Genomic DNA, 17,721 nt, shown 5'->3' with positions numbered 1-17,721 from the left:
TAACAAAATCGTTTTCAGTTTGGGGGAGATATATTGTCTTTAAAGTTTAATAATAAAAATTACTTAAGTGAGCTGAGTTTACTAGAGGGTAAGAAGGAATTTTATAATATAAAATCGCTTGCTAAAGCTAATAAAGTAAACTTAGAAAAAATTCCATTTTCTATTAGGATTTTAATTGAAAATGTTTTGAGATCTTTTGACAAAAAAATATCTAATGAAAGTCAACTAGAGCAATTATTAAGTTGGAGTAAAGATAGTGTACCTGATAAAGAATTTCCTTATATGCCAGGTAGAGTAGTTCTTCAGGATTTTACTGGAGTCCCTGTTGTTGTTGATCTTGCTGCTATGAGAGATGCAGTCTCTGATTTAGATGTTGACCCTTCAATCATTAACCCAATTGTAAGATCAGATTTAGTAATAGATCATTCTGTTCAAGTTGATTCATTTGCACAGAACGATTCCTTAACTATGAATATTTCAAGAGAATTTGAAAGAAATCAAGAAAGATATAAATTATTGAAATGGGCTCAAAATGCCTTCTCTAATTTCTTAGTAGTTCCCCCTGGTACAGGGATTGTGCATCAGGTAAATTTAGAAAATCTTGCTGAAGTAATATTGCAATCTAATGAAGATAATTATATTTATCCAGATACTTGTGTAGGTACCGATTCCCACACTACCATGATAAATGCTATAGGTGTTTTAGGATGGGGTGTTGGTGGTATTGAAGCTGAAGCTGTTATGCTGGGTCAACCATATTATATGCAAGTCCCTGAAGTTGTTGGGGTAAATCTATTTGGAGAAATTAGTGAAGGTACAACTGCGACAGATATAGTTTTAGCGATTGTAGAAAAATTAAGGGAAGTAGGTGTTGTAGAGAAATTTGTAGAATTTTTTGGTACAGGTTTATCCAAGTTATCATTAACTGATAGAGCAACTATTTCTAATATGGCACCTGAGTATGGAGCAACTTGTGGATTTTTCCCAGTTGATGACCGAACAATTGATTATCTCAGATTGACTGGTAGGGATGAGAAAATAATCGATAGAGTTGTAAATTATACTCAATCTAATGGATTGTTTTATAACGGAGTTAATCCTGAATTTTCCATAGTTGTTGATTTTGATTTATCTTCAGTTCAAAGTTCTCTAGCAGGACCCAAAAGGCCACAAGATAGATTATTACTTTCAGATGTCAAGAAAAATTTTCATGAGAATTTTTCAATTTCAAAAAAACAAATTAATAATAATAAATTAGATAATGCTTCAGTTGTTATTGCTGCAATAACAAGCTGTACTAATACATCAAATCCAAATGTTATGATCGGTGCAGGATTGATAGCTAGGAATGCATATAATAAAGGGATTTTACCAAAAGAATGGGTTAAGACCTCTTTGGCTCCAGGTTCTAAAGTTGTAAGTAAGTATCTTGAAGCATCTGGATTGAATAAATATTTAGATGAAATAGGATTCCAAACTGTGGGATATGGTTGTACAACTTGTATTGGTAACTCTGGTCCTTTACCTACTGAAATTGCTGAAAAAGTAGAAAATGATGAACTTTCTGTTTCAGCGGTTTTATCAGGTAATAGAAACTTTGAGGGTAGAGTACATCCTCAAGTTAAAGCTAATTATTTGGCATCTCCTATGTTGGTAGTATTATATGCTTTAGCAGGAACTGTAAATATAGACTTTTCAGTTGAGCCCATTGGATATGATAAGTCTGGTGAGCCAGTTTTTATAAAAGATTTATGGCCTTCTTCAAATGAAATCGAAGAAACTATAAGTAAATCACTGAATTCAGATATGTTCATTGATGAATATAGATCTGTTTTTGAAGGCCCTGAAGAATGGATAAAATTACATTCTTCAGGCGGTAATAGGTTTAATTGGGAAAAGCAATCAACATATATTCAAAAGCCTCCTTATTTTGAAAATTTTAATATTCAACCCTCGAAAAAAAATCCTATTTTAGGTTCAAGATGTCTGGTTAAGTTATCAAATTCAGTTACGACAGATCATATTTCACCTGCTGGCTCTATTCCACAATCAGCACCATCGGGACAAATGTTGATTTCAAGTGACGTTCCCAGGTTTGAGTTTAATTCTTATGGATCAAGAAGAGGAAATCATAATGTAATGGTAAGAGGTACTTTTGGAAATATAAGATTAAGAAATCAAATTGTTGAGGAAGAGGGTGATTGGACAGTATATTTTCCATCAGGTGAAAAAATGAGAATTTTTGAAGCTTCTGAAAAGTATTTAGAGTCTAAAACTCCATTAATTGTTTTAGCAGGAAAGGAATATGGTACAGGATCATCTAGAGATTGGGCTGCAAAAGGTCCAGCGCTGTTAGGTGTAAAAGTTGTTATAGCTGAAAGTTTTGAAAGAATACACCGCTCTAATTTAGTTGGAATGGGCATTATTCCCTTGCAGTTTATTGATGGTGATAGTTCTGAAAAATTGAAACTTGATGGATCTGAGATTTATGACTTTGAAGGATTAGAAAAAACTATAGTACCAAATTCTAAAATCAAGGTAAATGTTACTAAAAATAATGGAGAAAAGTTTCATTTTCAAACTTTGATAAGAATAGATACAGATATTGAGGCCGAGTACTATTATAATGGTGGTCTACTACCATACGTACTTCGAAAAATGGTTAGAGAATCTAGCTAATACTAGAAAATGGTGTTGAGTTTATCCACTTATAGTTAGATTCAAGCAATACTTTGGGTTTAATATTTTGATTATTCAAAATAACTTCTACTCCTAGTTCTCCTAATGCATACTTAATTATCTTTTTGGGTATTTTAAATTTTATTATTGGTTTCAATCTCAGGTTAATGTCATCTAATACATCTTTCAAAATATATTGTTTATATGAAGTAATATTTACTGGTCCATGAATATTTTCGTTATTTATAATATGCTCAATTGATCCCAATACATCATCTAATCCAACCCAAGGAAAGTAATTTCTACCATTTCCTAAACTACTTACACCAACTATACTATTATATTTTTTCATCATATTTATCATTGGAGAATTTTTACCTATTACCGTTCCAAGTCTTAAATGTATAACTCTTGTTTTTTTTGTTTCTTGTATTGATTCCCACTCTTCGACTAAATTAGATAAAAATCCTCTACCTTTAGGTGAATTTTCATCTAAAATTTCATTATTTCTATTTCCATAAAAACCAGACGCAGAGGCTGAAATTAATAATTTTGGAGGCTTAGATGCTTTATTTATAGCATCAACTAAGAGTTTAGTTGGATTAATTCTACTATCTCTAATTTCTGTCTTTTTTTCTGGAATTATTGGTTTTATTATCCTTTGACCATTGAGATTGATAATCACATCGTAACCATCGATAATTTTATGATCAAAAATATTATTTACTGGATCCCAAAATAAATTGTTTGTCGATTGTTTTTTTTCTCTGATTAATTTATAAATATTAAAATTTTTTTCGCTCAAAAAATCAATCAAGTTTTTTCCTATATACCCTCTTGAGCCAGTTATTAGAATTTTCATAGATTCATATTTTTTATTTTTTTGATGCTATACTATCAATTATTTTAACTAAAAAAATAATTGATAGTATACAAATTAGATCCAATATAAATATGAAACCAAATACCGATAAAATCTTTGAGATATCAAAAAAAGTACAAGAAATATTAAATTCTTTTGACACAAAACAAAAAAATAAATTGAAGTTCAATTTTGAGGATCAAGAAAGATATGTTTGGTACTACACTCCTCATCCTCAAAATGGTTTACTTGTTTTTGATATGAAACCCTTTCAAAGGAAATTAGTATATGAACTTCTAGAAATTTCTTATTCAAAAGATGGTTATAATAAAGCTAAATCTATAATAAATTTAGAACAAATATTAGGTGATTACGAAGCAAGGCATTCTAATAGTTACGATGGTGGAGCTGGTCAATGGGTAAGATCTACCGAGAGATATTGGTTAGCACTATTTGGAGAACCTAATATGAATAATGAACCTTGGGGCTTTAGATTTGGTGGGCATCATATTGGACTTACAGTAAATGTTATTGGCAATAAATTTTCAATGCATCCATTATTTTTTGGATCAAATCCTGCAAAGGTATTAGATGGACCACATAAAGGATTTAGAGCTTTGGCTGAAGAAGAAGATCTGGCTAGAAAATTAATAACTTCTTTATCACCAGATAAAAAATCTAAAGCTATTTTATCTAATGTAGCTCATCCAGATATACTCACTGCAAATTATAGAAACTTTGATGATAGTGATTTTAATAATGGAATAAAATTTGATCAATTCAGTGATTTAGAAAGAAAAAACTTAGTGGAATTAATTAAGGTTTACGTAGATAGATTTAATTTAGAAATCTCAGAGTCTTATATGAAAAAAATATTAGCTAAGGGTTTTGAAAACACTTATTTTTCTTGGGCAGGTTCTGTTGAATTAGGTAAAGGGCATTACTACACAATTAAGCATGATTCTTTTCTAATTGAGTACGATAATACTCAGAATAATGCTAATCATATTCATTCTGTATTAAGAGATTTTAATGGAGATTATGGAGAAGATATATTATCTGAACATTATAAAATTAGTCACACTTAAGTTGATAATATATTTATAATTTCTCCCTGATCATTTAGGTCAATGTCGAATGCATTTGGACTACTAGGTAATCCTGGAAGAGTGATTATATTTCCTGCTAAGGTTACAATTTGTCTAGCACCACCTAGAACTCTAACTTCTTTTATAGGTAATGTATGACCTTTTGGAGCACCTCTTAATTTTGAATCAGCTGATACTGAAAGATGTGTTTTAGCCATACATATAGGGAAATCCCACCCCTGCTTTTCAAATAATCTTAGATTTGTTCTAGTCATTGGTGCCCAAGAAACTTTATCTGCTGAATATATTTCATATGCTAATTTTTCAACCTTTTTTATTGGGGATTCTTTATCTTCATAAAGTAAATTAATCTCATCAGAATTCTTTTCAATTTCTGATATATAAGAAGCTAATTCAGTCATTCCATCTCCTCCAAGAGAGAATCCATAACATGGAATTGCTAAAGAGTTATTTTCCTGAGATATTTTTTTTACTAAATTTATTTCTTCTTTAGAGTCATCTGGGAACATATTGATTGCAATAACTGAATTAAGACCATATTTAGATACGATTTGAATAGCATTCTTTAGATTTTCTGATCCATCTATGATAGCTTTTTCATTTTTTTCAGAAAGATTTTTTATATCTACTCCACCATGCCATTTTAAGCCTCTTATTGTAGCCACAATAACAGCACAAAATGGTTTTGGTCCACCTTGTCTAACCTTAATATCCATAAATTTTTCAAATCCAAGATCAGCACCAAAACCCGCTTCAGTTATTACATAATCTGCATATGATGTAGCTAAGTGATCTGCCAAAATAGAAGAGCAACCGTGGGCAATATTTCCAAATGGGCCCATATGAACTATAGCAGGCTGACCTTCGACCGTTTGAGCTAGATTTGGCTTAATGGCATCTTTTAGAAGTGCCATCATTGAACCAACTGCATTAATTTCTTTTGCTAAAACAGGAGTTTTATCTTTTTTCCAACCTACTACTATATTTCCTAATCTAAGTCTTAGGTCTTCATAAGAATCTGTAAGGGCTAAAATGGCCATAATTTCAGATGCAGATGAAATATCAAATCCAGTTGTTCTAAGAGGTGAGGTTGAAGATCCACCTATTCCAGATACAATTGATCTTAGTGATCTATCTTCTGCATCAGTAACTCTTCTCCAAGTGACATTTTCGGGTAGGAAATTATTTATAGCACTTCTATATACATTATTGTCAACCATTGCAGCTAAAAGATTATGAGCTGATTCCATTGCATGAAAATCACCATTGAAATGTAAATTAATATCAACAGCCGGTTCTACTGTAGCTTTCCCTCCGCCTGTTCCACCTCCCTTATGTCCAAAAACTGGACCTAGAGAAGGTTGCCTGAGAGTCAATGCAACATTTTTATTTAGTTTTCCCAGGCCTTGAGTTAGGCCTATAGCGGTTGTAGACTTTCCTTCACCTAGTGGAGTTGGTGTAATCGCTGTTACAACTACTAATTTAGAACTTTTATTATTATTTTTTATATTCTCTAAGGGTATCTTAGCCTTAAATTTTCCATATAATTCTAAATCTTTGGATTCTAAACCTAAATCATCAGCTATTTGTTCAATTGGTTTAATTTTTTTCATATTTATTTGGATTATTTATAACAATTATAAGTAAACAAGATATAATGCAAAGCGCCGACATGACCAATAATGAATAAAAGTAAGTTCCATATAAATCATAAATATATCCAACTATAACTGGTGCAACCATCATGCCAATTCCCATAGGTAATGCATTTATTCCCAATATAGTGCCATAATGCCTACCTCCAAAAAAATCACCTCTAAAAGCATGAAAAGTTGAAGTTCTCATTCCAAAACCAATTCCCCAAAGTACCGACCAAAACATAACATCGAAATAGCTATTTGCATATGCAAGGATTATTAAGGATAAGGCTTGAATAATAAAAAATATTGGTAGAGTAATTTTTTTATTATACATGTCGCCAACTATACCACCTGAAATATGTCCAAAAAATTGAAGAACAGACATAAATGGTAGTATTGTACCAGCTGTAATAATATCTAGACCAACTCCATTGTCATCTGTCATATACATAAAAATATGAGCCGATAAGGCTCCCACAGAAATATTAGCAAATAAATGAGATAAGGATAATATCCAAAAAGGTTGAGTTTTTATAGCATTTTTAGCTGTAATATTACTATTAGGTATAACATTTGGATTAGATACTAGTTTATTTATTACTTCTAAATTAGGTTTTTTTCTAATTACTGAGGCTATAATGGGCCCAAAAACCATGAATAATATTCCAATTATAATAAGAGTTATTCTCCAACCATAATTTTCTATAGATAAAACCATAAAAGGCATAAAAAAGCCCCCAAAAGAACTCCCCCCTATGACTAAACTCATTGCAGTGGCTCTTCTATGAGGCATCCATACATTCACTGCAGACATTGATGGAACAAAACCCCCTATGCTAACTCCTATTGAAACAACTAAATAGGATAAATAATAAAAGATTATTGAGTTGATAGTACTTAGCCAAAATAAACCCAAACTTGCAATAATAAAACCAATAAAAATCATTTTCCAAGCACCAAATCTATCAGTTAGAAAGCCTTCAATTGGTCCAAGTAATGCTCCTCCAAATCTTCCAAATGATGAAACTCCAGATACTATTGCCCTTGACCAACCAAATTCATCTTCAATTGCTTTAAATATTATGCTTCCTCCACTAAATGTAGGAATACTTGAAATAGCAGTATTAAGGCCACCAGATAAGCTGATCCACCATCCATAATAAGTTTTTTTTATTTTTGAAATCATATTTATATACGTGTACACGTATTCGACTACCTGTATACATGTACACTAATGCGTGTAACTATTTTTTCATTATATTTCCATCTGAAAATTCGTAAAATATAGGGTCTCCAGTAGGAACTTCTACCTTCTCAATTGACTTATCGTCTATATTTTCAAAAATTTTAATCATTGCTCTGATACTATTTCCATGAGCAGATATTAGTATATTTTTTTCTTCGAGTAGCTGTTTGTAAATAATTTCATTATAGAATTCTTGAACTCTATACAATGTATCTTTTAGAGATTCACTTCTTGGGAATTTTTCTTTTGGTATTACGCTAAATATTGGTAAGGATTTATCTCTTAGGTAAATATTTTTATCTAAAATAGGTGGTTTGGTAGAATAATTTCTTCTCCATTTTGAAACTTGATCTTTTCCATATATATCAGAAGTGTCTTTTTTATTTAATCCTTGTAAATTACCATAATGTCTTTCGTTTATTCGCCAGTCTTTTTTTATTTCTAATTGATTTAGCCCTAGTTTTTCCAGAATTATTTTTCCAGTATTATATGCTCTTGAGAAAATTGAACTATATGCAGAGTGTATTCTTAGATTTCTATTTTTTATTTTTTTTGCAGCTTCTTTAGCCTCTTGGATACCATTTTCTGATAGATCTATATCTGTCCAGCCTGTAAATCTATTTTCTTCATTCCAAAGGCTTTTTCCATGTCTAACTAAAATAATGAAGCTCAAATTGTGTCCTTACTTAGATATTGATATCTTATCAATTATTAATAATTAGTTTAAGCTTTTGATCTTTTAAATTTGATTTTATTTCTTCAATATATTTGTGATTACTAGGTATTTCTAATGCAAATGTATAACTTTTTGAAGGTAAATATTTTTGAGCTTCATCAGAGCATTTTTTTCTATATTCTAAATCTGATTTAATATTATTTCTTCTACATATATTCATTTCTAAAAGATCTATTGACTCTTTTTTATTATCAAAGTAAATAATAGTTAGAGGAATATAAGTTTCATACATCCAGAAGCTTGATTTTTGCTCTGTTTTATATTCAAATAACATACCATCAATATCTTCTGGTATTTTTTTTATACACATCAAACCACTTAGGTACTCTTCTTTTTCATCGGCGTAAAAAAGATTTAAGTTATATTCTTTTTCATTACTTAATAGAATCAAAGATATATTTGGGTATGTGATTTCTTTATTTTTACAAAAATTTGAATCTGCATATTCGATATAATTCTTACATGAAATTATTATTGAAATTGAAAAAATTATAAAGATTATACTGACTTTTTTCATTCATCAAGTAACTGTTTTACTTTTCTTGGTATTTCAAATTTTATTTCTTCATCAATATCATGGAATCTTAGCAATTTTTTTGGATTTAATTCTTTTACTATTTCATAAACTAATTTATCTGGAGTTGAGGCACCTGATGTAATACCTAATTTTTTTATTCCTTTTAGCCAATTATTATCAATTTCCTTAAATGAATTTATTAGGTATGCATTTGTTCCAGATTGAATTGAAACGTCTCTTAGACGATTACAATTCGATGAATTTGAAGCTCCAACAACTAGAATCAGATCAACTTTTTTTGCTAATTTTACAGTAACTTCTTGTCTATTTGTAGTCGCATAACAAATATCGTTTCTAATAGATGCTTTAGGATAAATATTCTTAATTTTATCAATTGTACTTTCGGTATCTCTTACAGAAAGCGTTGTTTGTGAAAGCACAATAACATCTTTGTCATTGACAGAGTTTTTGTTATCAAGATTAAATTCTTCTCTGTCGTCAATAATTTCCATTTTAGCTTGACCAGAAGTTCCTATAACTTCTTGGTGCCCTTTATGACCTACCAGAATTATTTTTTTCCCTTCTCTTGAATATTTTTTTGCTTCATTATGCACTTTAGTTACAAGGGGACATGTTGCATCTATAACTTTCAGATTTTTTTTGGCTGCAAGTTCATAGTCAGATGGAGGTGAACCATGAGCTGAAAATACTACAACTGAATCATTTGGTATTTCTGATACATTTTCTACAGTTATAGCACCTTTTGTTTCAACTTCTGAAACAACAACAGGATTATGTACTATTTGATGCTTAACATAAACTGGTGCACCATATTTCTCAATAGCTATTTCAACTAAGTCTATAGCAAGTACAACTCCTGCGCAAAATCCTCTTGGGCTGGCTAGATAAATTTCCATAAAAAAAATTATTTATTTTAAATTATAAACTTTTTTTATAATTTCATTAGAAAATTTTCGAAATTTTTACTCTTTATATATTCTCAAAAGTTATTATTATTATTTTTAATTTTTGATAAATTATTTATAAGAAAGAATTTAGTTTATGAAAAATTTACAAAAAGGTCCATTAATAATTAGTGGAAATGCTCATAATCAGCTAGCTAAAGATATAGCTACTTATATAGGTCAAGATCTCACAAAATCTGAAGTATTTAAGTTTATTAATGATAATACATTTGTAAGAATTTTAGAGAATGTTCGCGAGAGAGATGTTTTTATAATTCAACCTACATCTTACCCAGTAAATGACCATATAATGGAATTATTAATAATGATTGATGCTGCTAAGAGAGCTTCTGCAGGTCGAATAACGGCTGTAATACCTTATTTTTCTTATGCTAGAACAGATAAGAAAGATCAACCAAGAGTTCCTATTACTGGAAGGCTAATTGCAGACTTAGTAACCACTGCTGGAGCTGATAGAGTAATGCTAATGGATTTACATGCAGGACAAGTTCAAGGTTTTTTCTCAGCTACAGTTGATGAATTAACAGCTCTTCCTATCCTTGCAAGATATTTTATTGATAAAAAATTAGATGACCTAGTAGTTGTTTCTCCTGATATTGGAGGAACAAAAAGAGCTAGAGATTTTGCTACAAAATTAGGAGCTCCTTTGGCAATTATAGAGAAAAGAAGAGTAGGTAATAAGGATACAGTCGAATCTCTTAGTATTATTGGAGATGTAAAAGGCCAATCTGCTGTACTTTTTGATGATGAAATAAATACTGGTGGAACAATGATAGCTGGGTCAGAACTATTAAGAAAAAATGGAGTTAAGGATGTTTATGTAGCAGCTACACATGGTGTTTTCCCCCAAGATTCTTTAGAAAAAATAGTAAATTCTAAAGAGATAAAAGAAGTTGTAGTAACAAATTCACTCCCAATAAATTACACAAATAAAAAGCTTAAGATTTTGTCAATCTCTGAATTATTTGGTGAAGCCATAAAGAGAACTAATAGAGGTGATTCTGTAGGCGCACTTTTCCTTTGATTAAATGTTAAATATTCTAAAAAAAATTATAGGTAATTCTAATGATGAAGATATCAAAGAACTACAAAAAATAGTTGATAAGATAAATTCACTTGAAGAAAACTTTATAAATCTTAGTGATGAAGATTTGAGATCTCAAACTAATAAACTAAAGAAGAAATATAAAAGTTTTAATTCATTAGATTCAGTTCTAGAAGAAGCTTTTGCATTAGTGAGAGAAGCATCAAAAAGATCTTTGGGTATGAGACACTTTGATGTTCAAATGATAGGAGGTATTTGTCTTCATCAAGGGAAAATAGCTGAAATGAGAACAGGTGAAGGTAAAACTCTTATAGCTACTTTAGCTGCCTACTTAAATACTTTATCTGGAGACCCAGTCCATATCGTAACTGTTAACGATTATCTAGCCAAAAGAGATTCTGAATGGATGGGGAAAATTTATAAATTTTTAGGATTAAGTGTAGGTTGTATACAAAATAATGGTTCGTTACTCTTAGAAAAAAATGAAAATTCTGATGAATATACCCTTATTGATACTCCTAGATCTGAAGTATATAAATCTGATATTATCTATGGGACTAATAATGAGTTTGGATTTGATTATCTAAGAGATAATATGGCTCAAAATAAAAATGAAAAAGTTCAGGGCAATCTAAATTTTGCGATAGTTGATGAAGTTGATAATATACTTATTGATGAGGCCAGAACACCTTTAATTATCTCAGGTCCTGCACCAGATAAAACTCAAGATTACAAAAGATTTTCTAATATTGCTTCTAAGTTAAAAGTTGAAGAAGATTACCAAATTGATTCTAAAAGGCAATCAATAGCACTTACTGAAAAAGGTATTGATAAGGTAGAAAAACAATTATCAATTGATAATTTATATTCTGAAGAAAATCAGATTTTTTCACATTTACTTGAAAATTCTATCAAAGCTGAAAGTTTTTATATAAAAAACCAGCAATATGTAGTTAGGGATTCTGAGGTGATAATAGTTGATGAATTTACAGGGAGATTAATGGAAGGAAGAAGATATTCAGATGGTTTACATCAAGCAATAGAAGCTAAAGAATCAGTATCTATTAAGAGAGAATCCGTAACTTATGCAACTATAACTCTTCAAAATTACTTCAGAATATATAAAAAATTATCAGGTATGACAGGTACTGCTGCAACTGAAGCAGAAGAATTAAAAAAAATTTATGATTTAGAAGTTTTAGAAATTCCTACAAACAAACCTTCACTTAGAAATGATTTACCGGATCAAATATATATGACTGAGGAAGCAAAATGGAGAGCTGTTAGTAATAAAATTAAGGATTTAAATCATCAAGGCTCTCCAGTTTTAGTTGGAACTACAACTATAGAAAAATCAGAATATCTGTCAAATTTATTAAAATCTGAAGGTATTAAGTGTAATATTCTTAACGCAAAACAACATGAATCTGAAGCATCTATTATTTCTCAAGCAGGTGCTCCATTTTCAGTGACTGTTTCCACAAATATGGCTGGAAGAGGAACTGATATTATTCTTGGAGGAAATCCTAGTAATTATAAAAATAAAGCTGAATGGGAATCCAATAACGATAAAGTAATTAATAATGGTGGACTTTATGTTATTGGAACAGAGAGGCATGAATCAAGAAGAATAGATAATCAGCTAAGAGGTAGGTCGGGGAGGCAAGGGGATCCTGGAACAACCCAATTTTATATTTCTACGGAAGATAATCTAGTAAAAAGATTTGGTGGAGATAGAATAAAGTCTGCAATGTCTGCTTTCAATTGGGACGAAAATGAGGCTGTTGAAAATAAAATGATTTCTAGGTCAATTGAATCGGCTCAATCAAAAGTGGAAGCATATCATTTTGAAATTAGAAAAACATTAGTAGACTATGATGATGTAATGAATACTCAACGCGATGTTATTTATAAATTAAGAGATAAAGGTCTAATGAATGAAAATCTAGATAATGAAATTTATATCTATCTTGAAGAGGAAATAGACTCTTTCTTTATTAATTATGATGAGTTTGATGATCAAGATAATATTAATAAAATTTCTTTTTTAAGAAATCTTTTTCCTGATGAATACTTGAGTAACTTAGATCTGGAACAGATAAATAAAGATTTACTACTTAATGATGCTAAAAATATTTATAAATTGCGAAAAGAAAGCTTAACTGAAGAGATTTCTAAGAGACTAGATAGTTCAATTTTTATTCATTCAATAGACTCAAAATGGGTTGAACATCTAACTATTATGGATAATATGAGACAGTCGATTGGACTCGAGGCTATAGGTCAAAGAAATCCCTTGATTCAATATAAAAAAATGGGATTTGAAATGTTCTCTCTTTTAGTTCAAAATATTAAATCTCAAATTGTTAGTGATTCTATGAGAGTCAGTACAATTCAAAGTAAATCAAATAATAATTATAAAACTCAAAAGGAAGATTTTGAACAAACTAGACAAAATATGACAATTGCTTCAAATAGTGTAAAACAAGGTTCTACTAATAATCTTTCTAGAAAAGAGAGAAGAAGAATTGAAAGATTGAATAAGAAAACAAATAAGAAAAGAAGATAAAGATCTAATGTCTGAAATTAATGCTTATGAAAAAAAATTAATTCAAGAATTTTCAGATATAAATGAAGAAAATTATAAGTCAAATATCTTAAAAATAATTAATTCTTGGAAGATTCATAAAAATAAAAAATATGATTTTATAATATTTAATCAAGCTTTTAATTGGAAAAGATTAGCTAATCTTATTCTAGATAACCTTCTAGTTGATAATTTCCTAAAAGATAAAATTTTGGATTGGATTGTTCAACCTCACTTATATGGTGGTTTCTCAGAGACAGAGTTTAAGAAATTGTTAGGTTATGAAAAATATTCTGCTCATCTTTCTTATTTTTATGGAGTTACTATTGAAAGATGTTTAATCACTAACGTAGAAGAAGAGCTAACTAAGAGACAAACTTCTTATGGAAATTTTGTAAGATTTAGGTTAGACGATGCTTTTTTGAAGATTTATAATTTTACGTATGATCAATTGTTCATGGAATTTACTGAAAAATTTAAGATAGATATTAATGATTACTCTGAATTAGATGATGAAAGATTTACATATTGGTGTTTCAAGAAAAGAGTAGATTTTTCTGAACCTTCAAAATTAGCCTCTGATACAAAAAAAGGTACTTCTTTTTTATTCAATTTATTAGATTCTGAGTCAAAAAGAATAAATATCAATAATAAAAAAAATAATTTATCTAGTAGAAAAAAAAATATAGATTATGCTTATTAATAATTTTATATCTATGGAGGTTAGAAATTAATAAAAATTTTACAAATATAAATCCTAAAAATTTACCTAAAAGATTTGAATATCTCGAAAAAGAAGCTTTTTGGAGAAATGAATGGGAAAAAAATCGAATATATTCTAGGGAAAAAAATCTCTCAAGAAATAAATCTTTTGTTATTGATTCACCTCCACCAACTGTTTCTGGATCTCTACATGTAGGTCATATTTTCTCATATACTCATCAAGATATTATAGCTAGATATAAACGGATGCAAAAATTTAATGTTGTTTATCCAATGGGTTGGGATGATAATGGTTTACCTACAGAAAGAAGAGTTCAGAATATATTTGGAGTTAGAATTGATAATAATATCCCATATATTAAAAATTTAAGTGTTGAAAATGAAAAGAAACGCTTAGGATTAAAAGAAAGCTCTTTGCTAAAAATTAATCGTCAAAATTTTATTGAAATGTGTCATATTGTTACAGGGCAAGATGAATTAGTTTTTAAGGATTTATTTAGAAAAATGGGATATTCAATTGATTGGCAAGATGAATATACAACCATAGATAATAGATCAAGGAGTATATCTCAAAGTTCTTTTTTAGACCTTTATGAAAAAAAACATATTTATCAATATGAATCACCTACAATGTGGGATATAGATTTTCAAACTGCTGTTGCTCAAGCTGAAATCGAGGACAGAGATATTGATGGAGCTTATCATGATATAAGATTTAATATTCAAGACTCTAAAGAAAATTTAATAATTTCTACAACGAGACCTGAATTACTAGCATCTTGCGTAGGAATTACAGCTCACCCAGATGATGAAAGATATAAGCATCTTTTTAATAAAACTGCTATTTCTCCTGTTTTTTTTGCTCCAGTACCTATTTTCCCCAGCAAACTTGTTGATATGCAGAAGGGGACTGGTATTTTGATGGTTTGTACTTTTGGAGATCAAACGGACGTAGTTTGGTGGAGAGAAAACAAACTTCCTCTTAGACAACTTTTTGGATCTGACGGTAAAGTTTTAGAAATAAATTTTGACCATAAAAAAGAAAAAAATGAATGGATAAGTGTAAATGCTGAAAAAGCTAATAAAAATATTTATAAATTTTATAATAAGACTCTAAAGCAGTCTAAAAACTTAATAATTGAAATGCTCAAAGATTCTCAAAATTCTTTAGATAATATAGTCCCATTGGTATCTGATCCAAAGAAAATTTTACATCCTGTAAGATTTTACGAAAAGGGAGATTCTCCAATAGAGTATATATCCTCAAGGCAATGGTTTGTTAAGATTACTGATAAGAAAGATGATCTTTTAGAAATAGGTAAAAATATTAATTGGCATCCTAATTATATGTCCAAAAGATTTGAGAATTGGACGCAAAATTTAGCAATAGATTGGTGTATAAGCAGACAAAGATTTTTTGGGGTTCCAATACCTGTTTGGTACAAGATAGATGAAAAAGGTAAAGTTGACTATAATGACGTAATCCTACCAAATATTTCTAATTTACCAATTGATCCAGAGATAGATATCCCTGATAATTATCAAGAAAAAGATAGAGGAAAGCCTAACGGATTTATTGGCGAGAAAGATGTTTTTGATACTTGGTTTACCTCTTCTATGACTCCTCAAATAATCGCTAAATGGGGCTTGCCTGATAAAGACGAAATGAAGTCAATTTTTCCTATGGATATACGGCCTCAAAGTCATGAAATAATTAGAACATGGGCTTTTTATACAATTGTAAAATCTTATCTTCATAGTAACTCAATACCTTGGAAGAATGTAGTGATTTCTGGGTGGATACTTGATCCCGATAGAAAAAAAATGAGTAAATCTAAAGGAAATGTTATAACTCCAATTGAAACTATTGAGAAATTTGGAGCTGATGCAGTAAGATATTGGGCTGCTTCTGCCAGATTAGGGACCGATACGACTTATGATGAAAATGTATTTGTTGTAGGTAATAAACTTGTTACTAAGCTTTATAATGCCGCAAAATTTGTTTTATCGCATGAGTCATTTCATACTGAAAAATTAAATGAAATTGATGCTTCGTTTATAAATGATTTAGAAAAAATGGTCATAGATGTAACTGATAATTATGATAAATTTCAGTTTGCCCAAGCTCTTCAAATTACCGAAGAATTTTTTTGGAATACCTATACTGATAATTATTTAGAATTAGTAAAGAAACGAGTTTTTAATTCTAAAGGTAATGACAAAGCATCAGCTGTAACTTGTTTGAGAATAGGTCTATCAACTCTTCTAAGACTTTTATCTCCTGTCCTGCCTACAATTACAGAAGAAATATGGTCTTGGTGTTTTAAGAATGATTATGGAATAAGATCAATTCATCAATCAAAATGGCCATCAAAGGAAGAATTTCAAAATTATAATAAACCGAAATTCGAAGACACACTAGAAGTTGCAATTAAGGCGATTAGGTCTGTAAGACAAACAAAAACATCTGAAGGTGTTGGTTTGGGTAAGCCAGTAAAACAAATAATGATTCAATCAAATAAACATAATATTAATATTATTCAAAATATAATAGAAGACTTCAGTAATGCCTCTGGTTGTGAAGATTTTGTCGAGGAAACATCACTTAAAGAAGAAATAATAACTAAAATACTAATTAAGGAAACTGAATTTTAGAGTGATCTATAGCCTACTTTTCCTCTATACTTGAAATCTTTTTTTTTAATTCATCAAATATTTTGGATTCAAATTCTCTGACTTGCTTGCAGCGAATTAATGTTTCTTCCGCTAAATGCATAGGAATTCTTGTTATTCCATCACTATCACCAATTATAAGATCACCTGGATTAATAATTAAGTCTCCAACTTCTACTCTAGTTTGTGCTTCTATTAAGTTAAAAGGCCCATGACCAGGAACTCTACCTGTAGCCCAAACTGGCATTTCAGCTGCAGCAATCCCTGGAAGATCTCTTATTGATCCACCATTTATTACACCTACAGCACCTAATGCTTTATGCTTTAGAGCCATACCGTCTCCCATAACTGCCCCTCTGCCTTTATTTTTTTCAATATCTACTATTACGCCTATAACTGGTAATTCTGAAGATTCAATTTCATTATAATAATAGTCCCAATCGATTTTTTTCTTGGGTTCGTACAAAGGTGTAACCTTGCATGTAACAGCTATACCAACTACAGGTTTAGATCCTAAGTAATATGATTTTAGATCTGGGCTAGAATAATCAATTTGCTCTTTATCATATTCATCCATAGTCATAAGAGCATTTTGAGCTGTCGCAGAATCATATTCTATTAATCCTTTAATAATTTCTTTTAGGTTCATAATATTCCTATTCTAATTCTATATTAAGATCTTCGCCTGGAAAAAATTCTAACCAAGGCTGAAAGTTTTCCACAAATATTTTTCCTTGTTCAACTGATTCTAAACCTTTTATTGCTCTAGATGGATCATAACCATTTGTTTTAGCAAGAGCTTCAATACCTCTTTTAGTTTCCCTAACTCCTCCGACTATGAAAATATCCTTATCATCATTTTCAACAACTAAATCCAACCCATTTTTTCGTGTTCTCCAGTAGAGTCTCAATTTATAT

14 protein-coding genes are annotated in these 17,721 nt (G+C 30.0%); 6 read left to right on the top strand and 8 right to left on the bottom strand.

All coding sequences use genetic code 11. The features are described 5' to 3' along the window. Positions 1-33 precede the first annotated feature (33 nt). Positions 34-2,679: an aconitate hydratase AcnA gene (gene acnA, locus MK083_05580; GenBank protein ID MCH2673926.1), complete on the top strand. Its 2,646-nt coding sequence runs from the start codon at positions 34-36 to the stop codon at positions 2,677-2,679. Here the strand turns inward: acnA and MK083_05575 are convergent. Beyond that, a complete protein-coding gene (locus MK083_05575; GenBank protein MCH2673925.1) occupies positions 2,672-3,541 on the bottom strand; it encodes a TIGR01777 family oxidoreductase in 870 nt (289 codons plus the stop codon). The two genes, acnA and MK083_05575, sit on opposite strands and share 8 nt — an antisense overlap. Positions 3,542-3,633: 92 nt before the next feature. On the opposite strand from MK083_05575, the gene MK083_05570 reads away from it, so the two are divergent. Beyond that, positions 3,634-4,629, top strand: coding sequence for a DUF3500 domain-containing protein (locus tag MK083_05570; GenBank protein MCH2673924.1), 996 nt, complete (start codon positions 3,634-3,636; stop codon positions 4,627-4,629). Here the strand turns inward: MK083_05570 and MK083_05565 are convergent. Genes MK083_05565 through ispH form a run of 5 tightly spaced genes read right to left on the bottom strand, consistent with a single transcriptional unit; the run spans position 4,626 to position 9,706 of the window. Beyond that, positions 4,626-6,263 (bottom strand): formate--tetrahydrofolate ligase, encoded by a 1,638-nt coding sequence (locus MK083_05565; protein MCH2673923.1) that lies wholly within the window; start codon positions 6,261-6,263, stop codon positions 4,626-4,628. The two genes, MK083_05570 and MK083_05565, sit on opposite strands and share 4 nt — an antisense overlap. Further along, on the bottom strand, positions 6,250-7,476 hold the full coding sequence (locus MK083_05560; GenBank protein MCH2673922.1) for an MFS transporter: 1,227 nt from the start codon (positions 7,474-7,476) through the stop codon (positions 6,250-6,252). Before MK083_05560 ends, MK083_05565 begins: the two co-directional genes overlap by 14 nt. A gap of 58 nt (positions 7,477-7,534) precedes the next feature. Then, the gene (locus tag MK083_05555) at positions 7,535-8,209 is read right to left on the bottom strand and encodes a 2,3-bisphosphoglycerate-dependent phosphoglycerate mutase (protein ID MCH2673921.1); all 675 of its coding nucleotides are present in this window, start codon (positions 8,207-8,209) and stop codon (positions 7,535-7,537) included. Between the two features lie 31 nt (positions 8,210-8,240). Continuing rightward, positions 8,241-8,789, bottom strand: a complete 549-nt coding sequence (locus tag MK083_05550) for a DUF192 domain-containing protein (protein MCH2673920.1) — start codon at positions 8,787-8,789, stop codon at positions 8,241-8,243. Then, positions 8,786-9,706, bottom strand: a complete 921-nt coding sequence (gene ispH / locus MK083_05545) for a 4-hydroxy-3-methylbut-2-enyl diphosphate reductase (GenBank protein MCH2673919.1) — start codon at positions 9,704-9,706, stop codon at positions 8,786-8,788. The genes MK083_05550 and ispH overlap by 4 nt, the downstream gene beginning before the upstream one ends. A 145-nt stretch (positions 9,707-9,851) precedes the next feature. Here ispH and MK083_05540 point away from each other — a divergent pair, with 145 nt between their 5' ends. The 4 genes from MK083_05540 to valS are packed head-to-tail and all read left to right on the top strand — an operon-like array spanning position 9,852 to position 16,785. After that, on the top strand, positions 9,852-10,799 hold the full coding sequence (locus tag MK083_05540) for a ribose-phosphate pyrophosphokinase (GenBank protein ID MCH2673918.1): 948 nt from the start codon (positions 9,852-9,854) through the stop codon (positions 10,797-10,799). Between the two features lie 4 nt (positions 10,800-10,803). After that, a complete protein-coding gene (gene secA, locus MK083_05535; protein MCH2673917.1) occupies positions 10,804-13,389 on the top strand; it encodes a preprotein translocase subunit SecA in 2,586 nt (861 codons plus the stop codon). A gap of 7 nt (positions 13,390-13,396) precedes the next feature. Next, a complete protein-coding gene (locus tag MK083_05530; GenBank protein ID MCH2673916.1) occupies positions 13,397-14,110 on the top strand; it encodes a hypothetical protein in 714 nt (237 codons plus the stop codon). Between the two features lie 47 nt (positions 14,111-14,157). Then, complete coding sequence (gene valS, locus MK083_05525) at positions 14,158-16,785, top strand: valine--tRNA ligase (GenBank protein ID MCH2673915.1); 2,628 nt, start codon at positions 14,158-14,160, stop codon at positions 16,783-16,785. Between the two features lie 13 nt (positions 16,786-16,798). On the opposite strand, the gene MK083_05520 is transcribed toward valS, so the two are convergent. Beyond that, on the bottom strand, positions 16,799-17,452 hold the full coding sequence (locus MK083_05520; protein ID MCH2673914.1) for an RraA family protein: 654 nt from the start codon (positions 17,450-17,452) through the stop codon (positions 16,799-16,801). 7 nt (positions 17,453-17,459) lie between these two features. Further along, entirely contained in the window at positions 17,460-17,714 is a 255-nt protein-coding gene (locus MK083_05515) for a hypothetical protein (GenBank protein ID MCH2673913.1), read from the bottom strand. Positions 17,715-17,721 lie beyond the last annotated feature (7 nt).

This window comes from Dehalococcoidia bacterium (genome assembly GCA_022451965.1).
GTDB lineage: Bacteria > Chloroflexota > Dehalococcoidia > Lucifugimonadales > Lucifugimonadaceae > TMED-70.
Note: the sequence above shows the minus strand (reverse complement) of the source record. Positions and strands in the feature narration are given on the sequence as shown.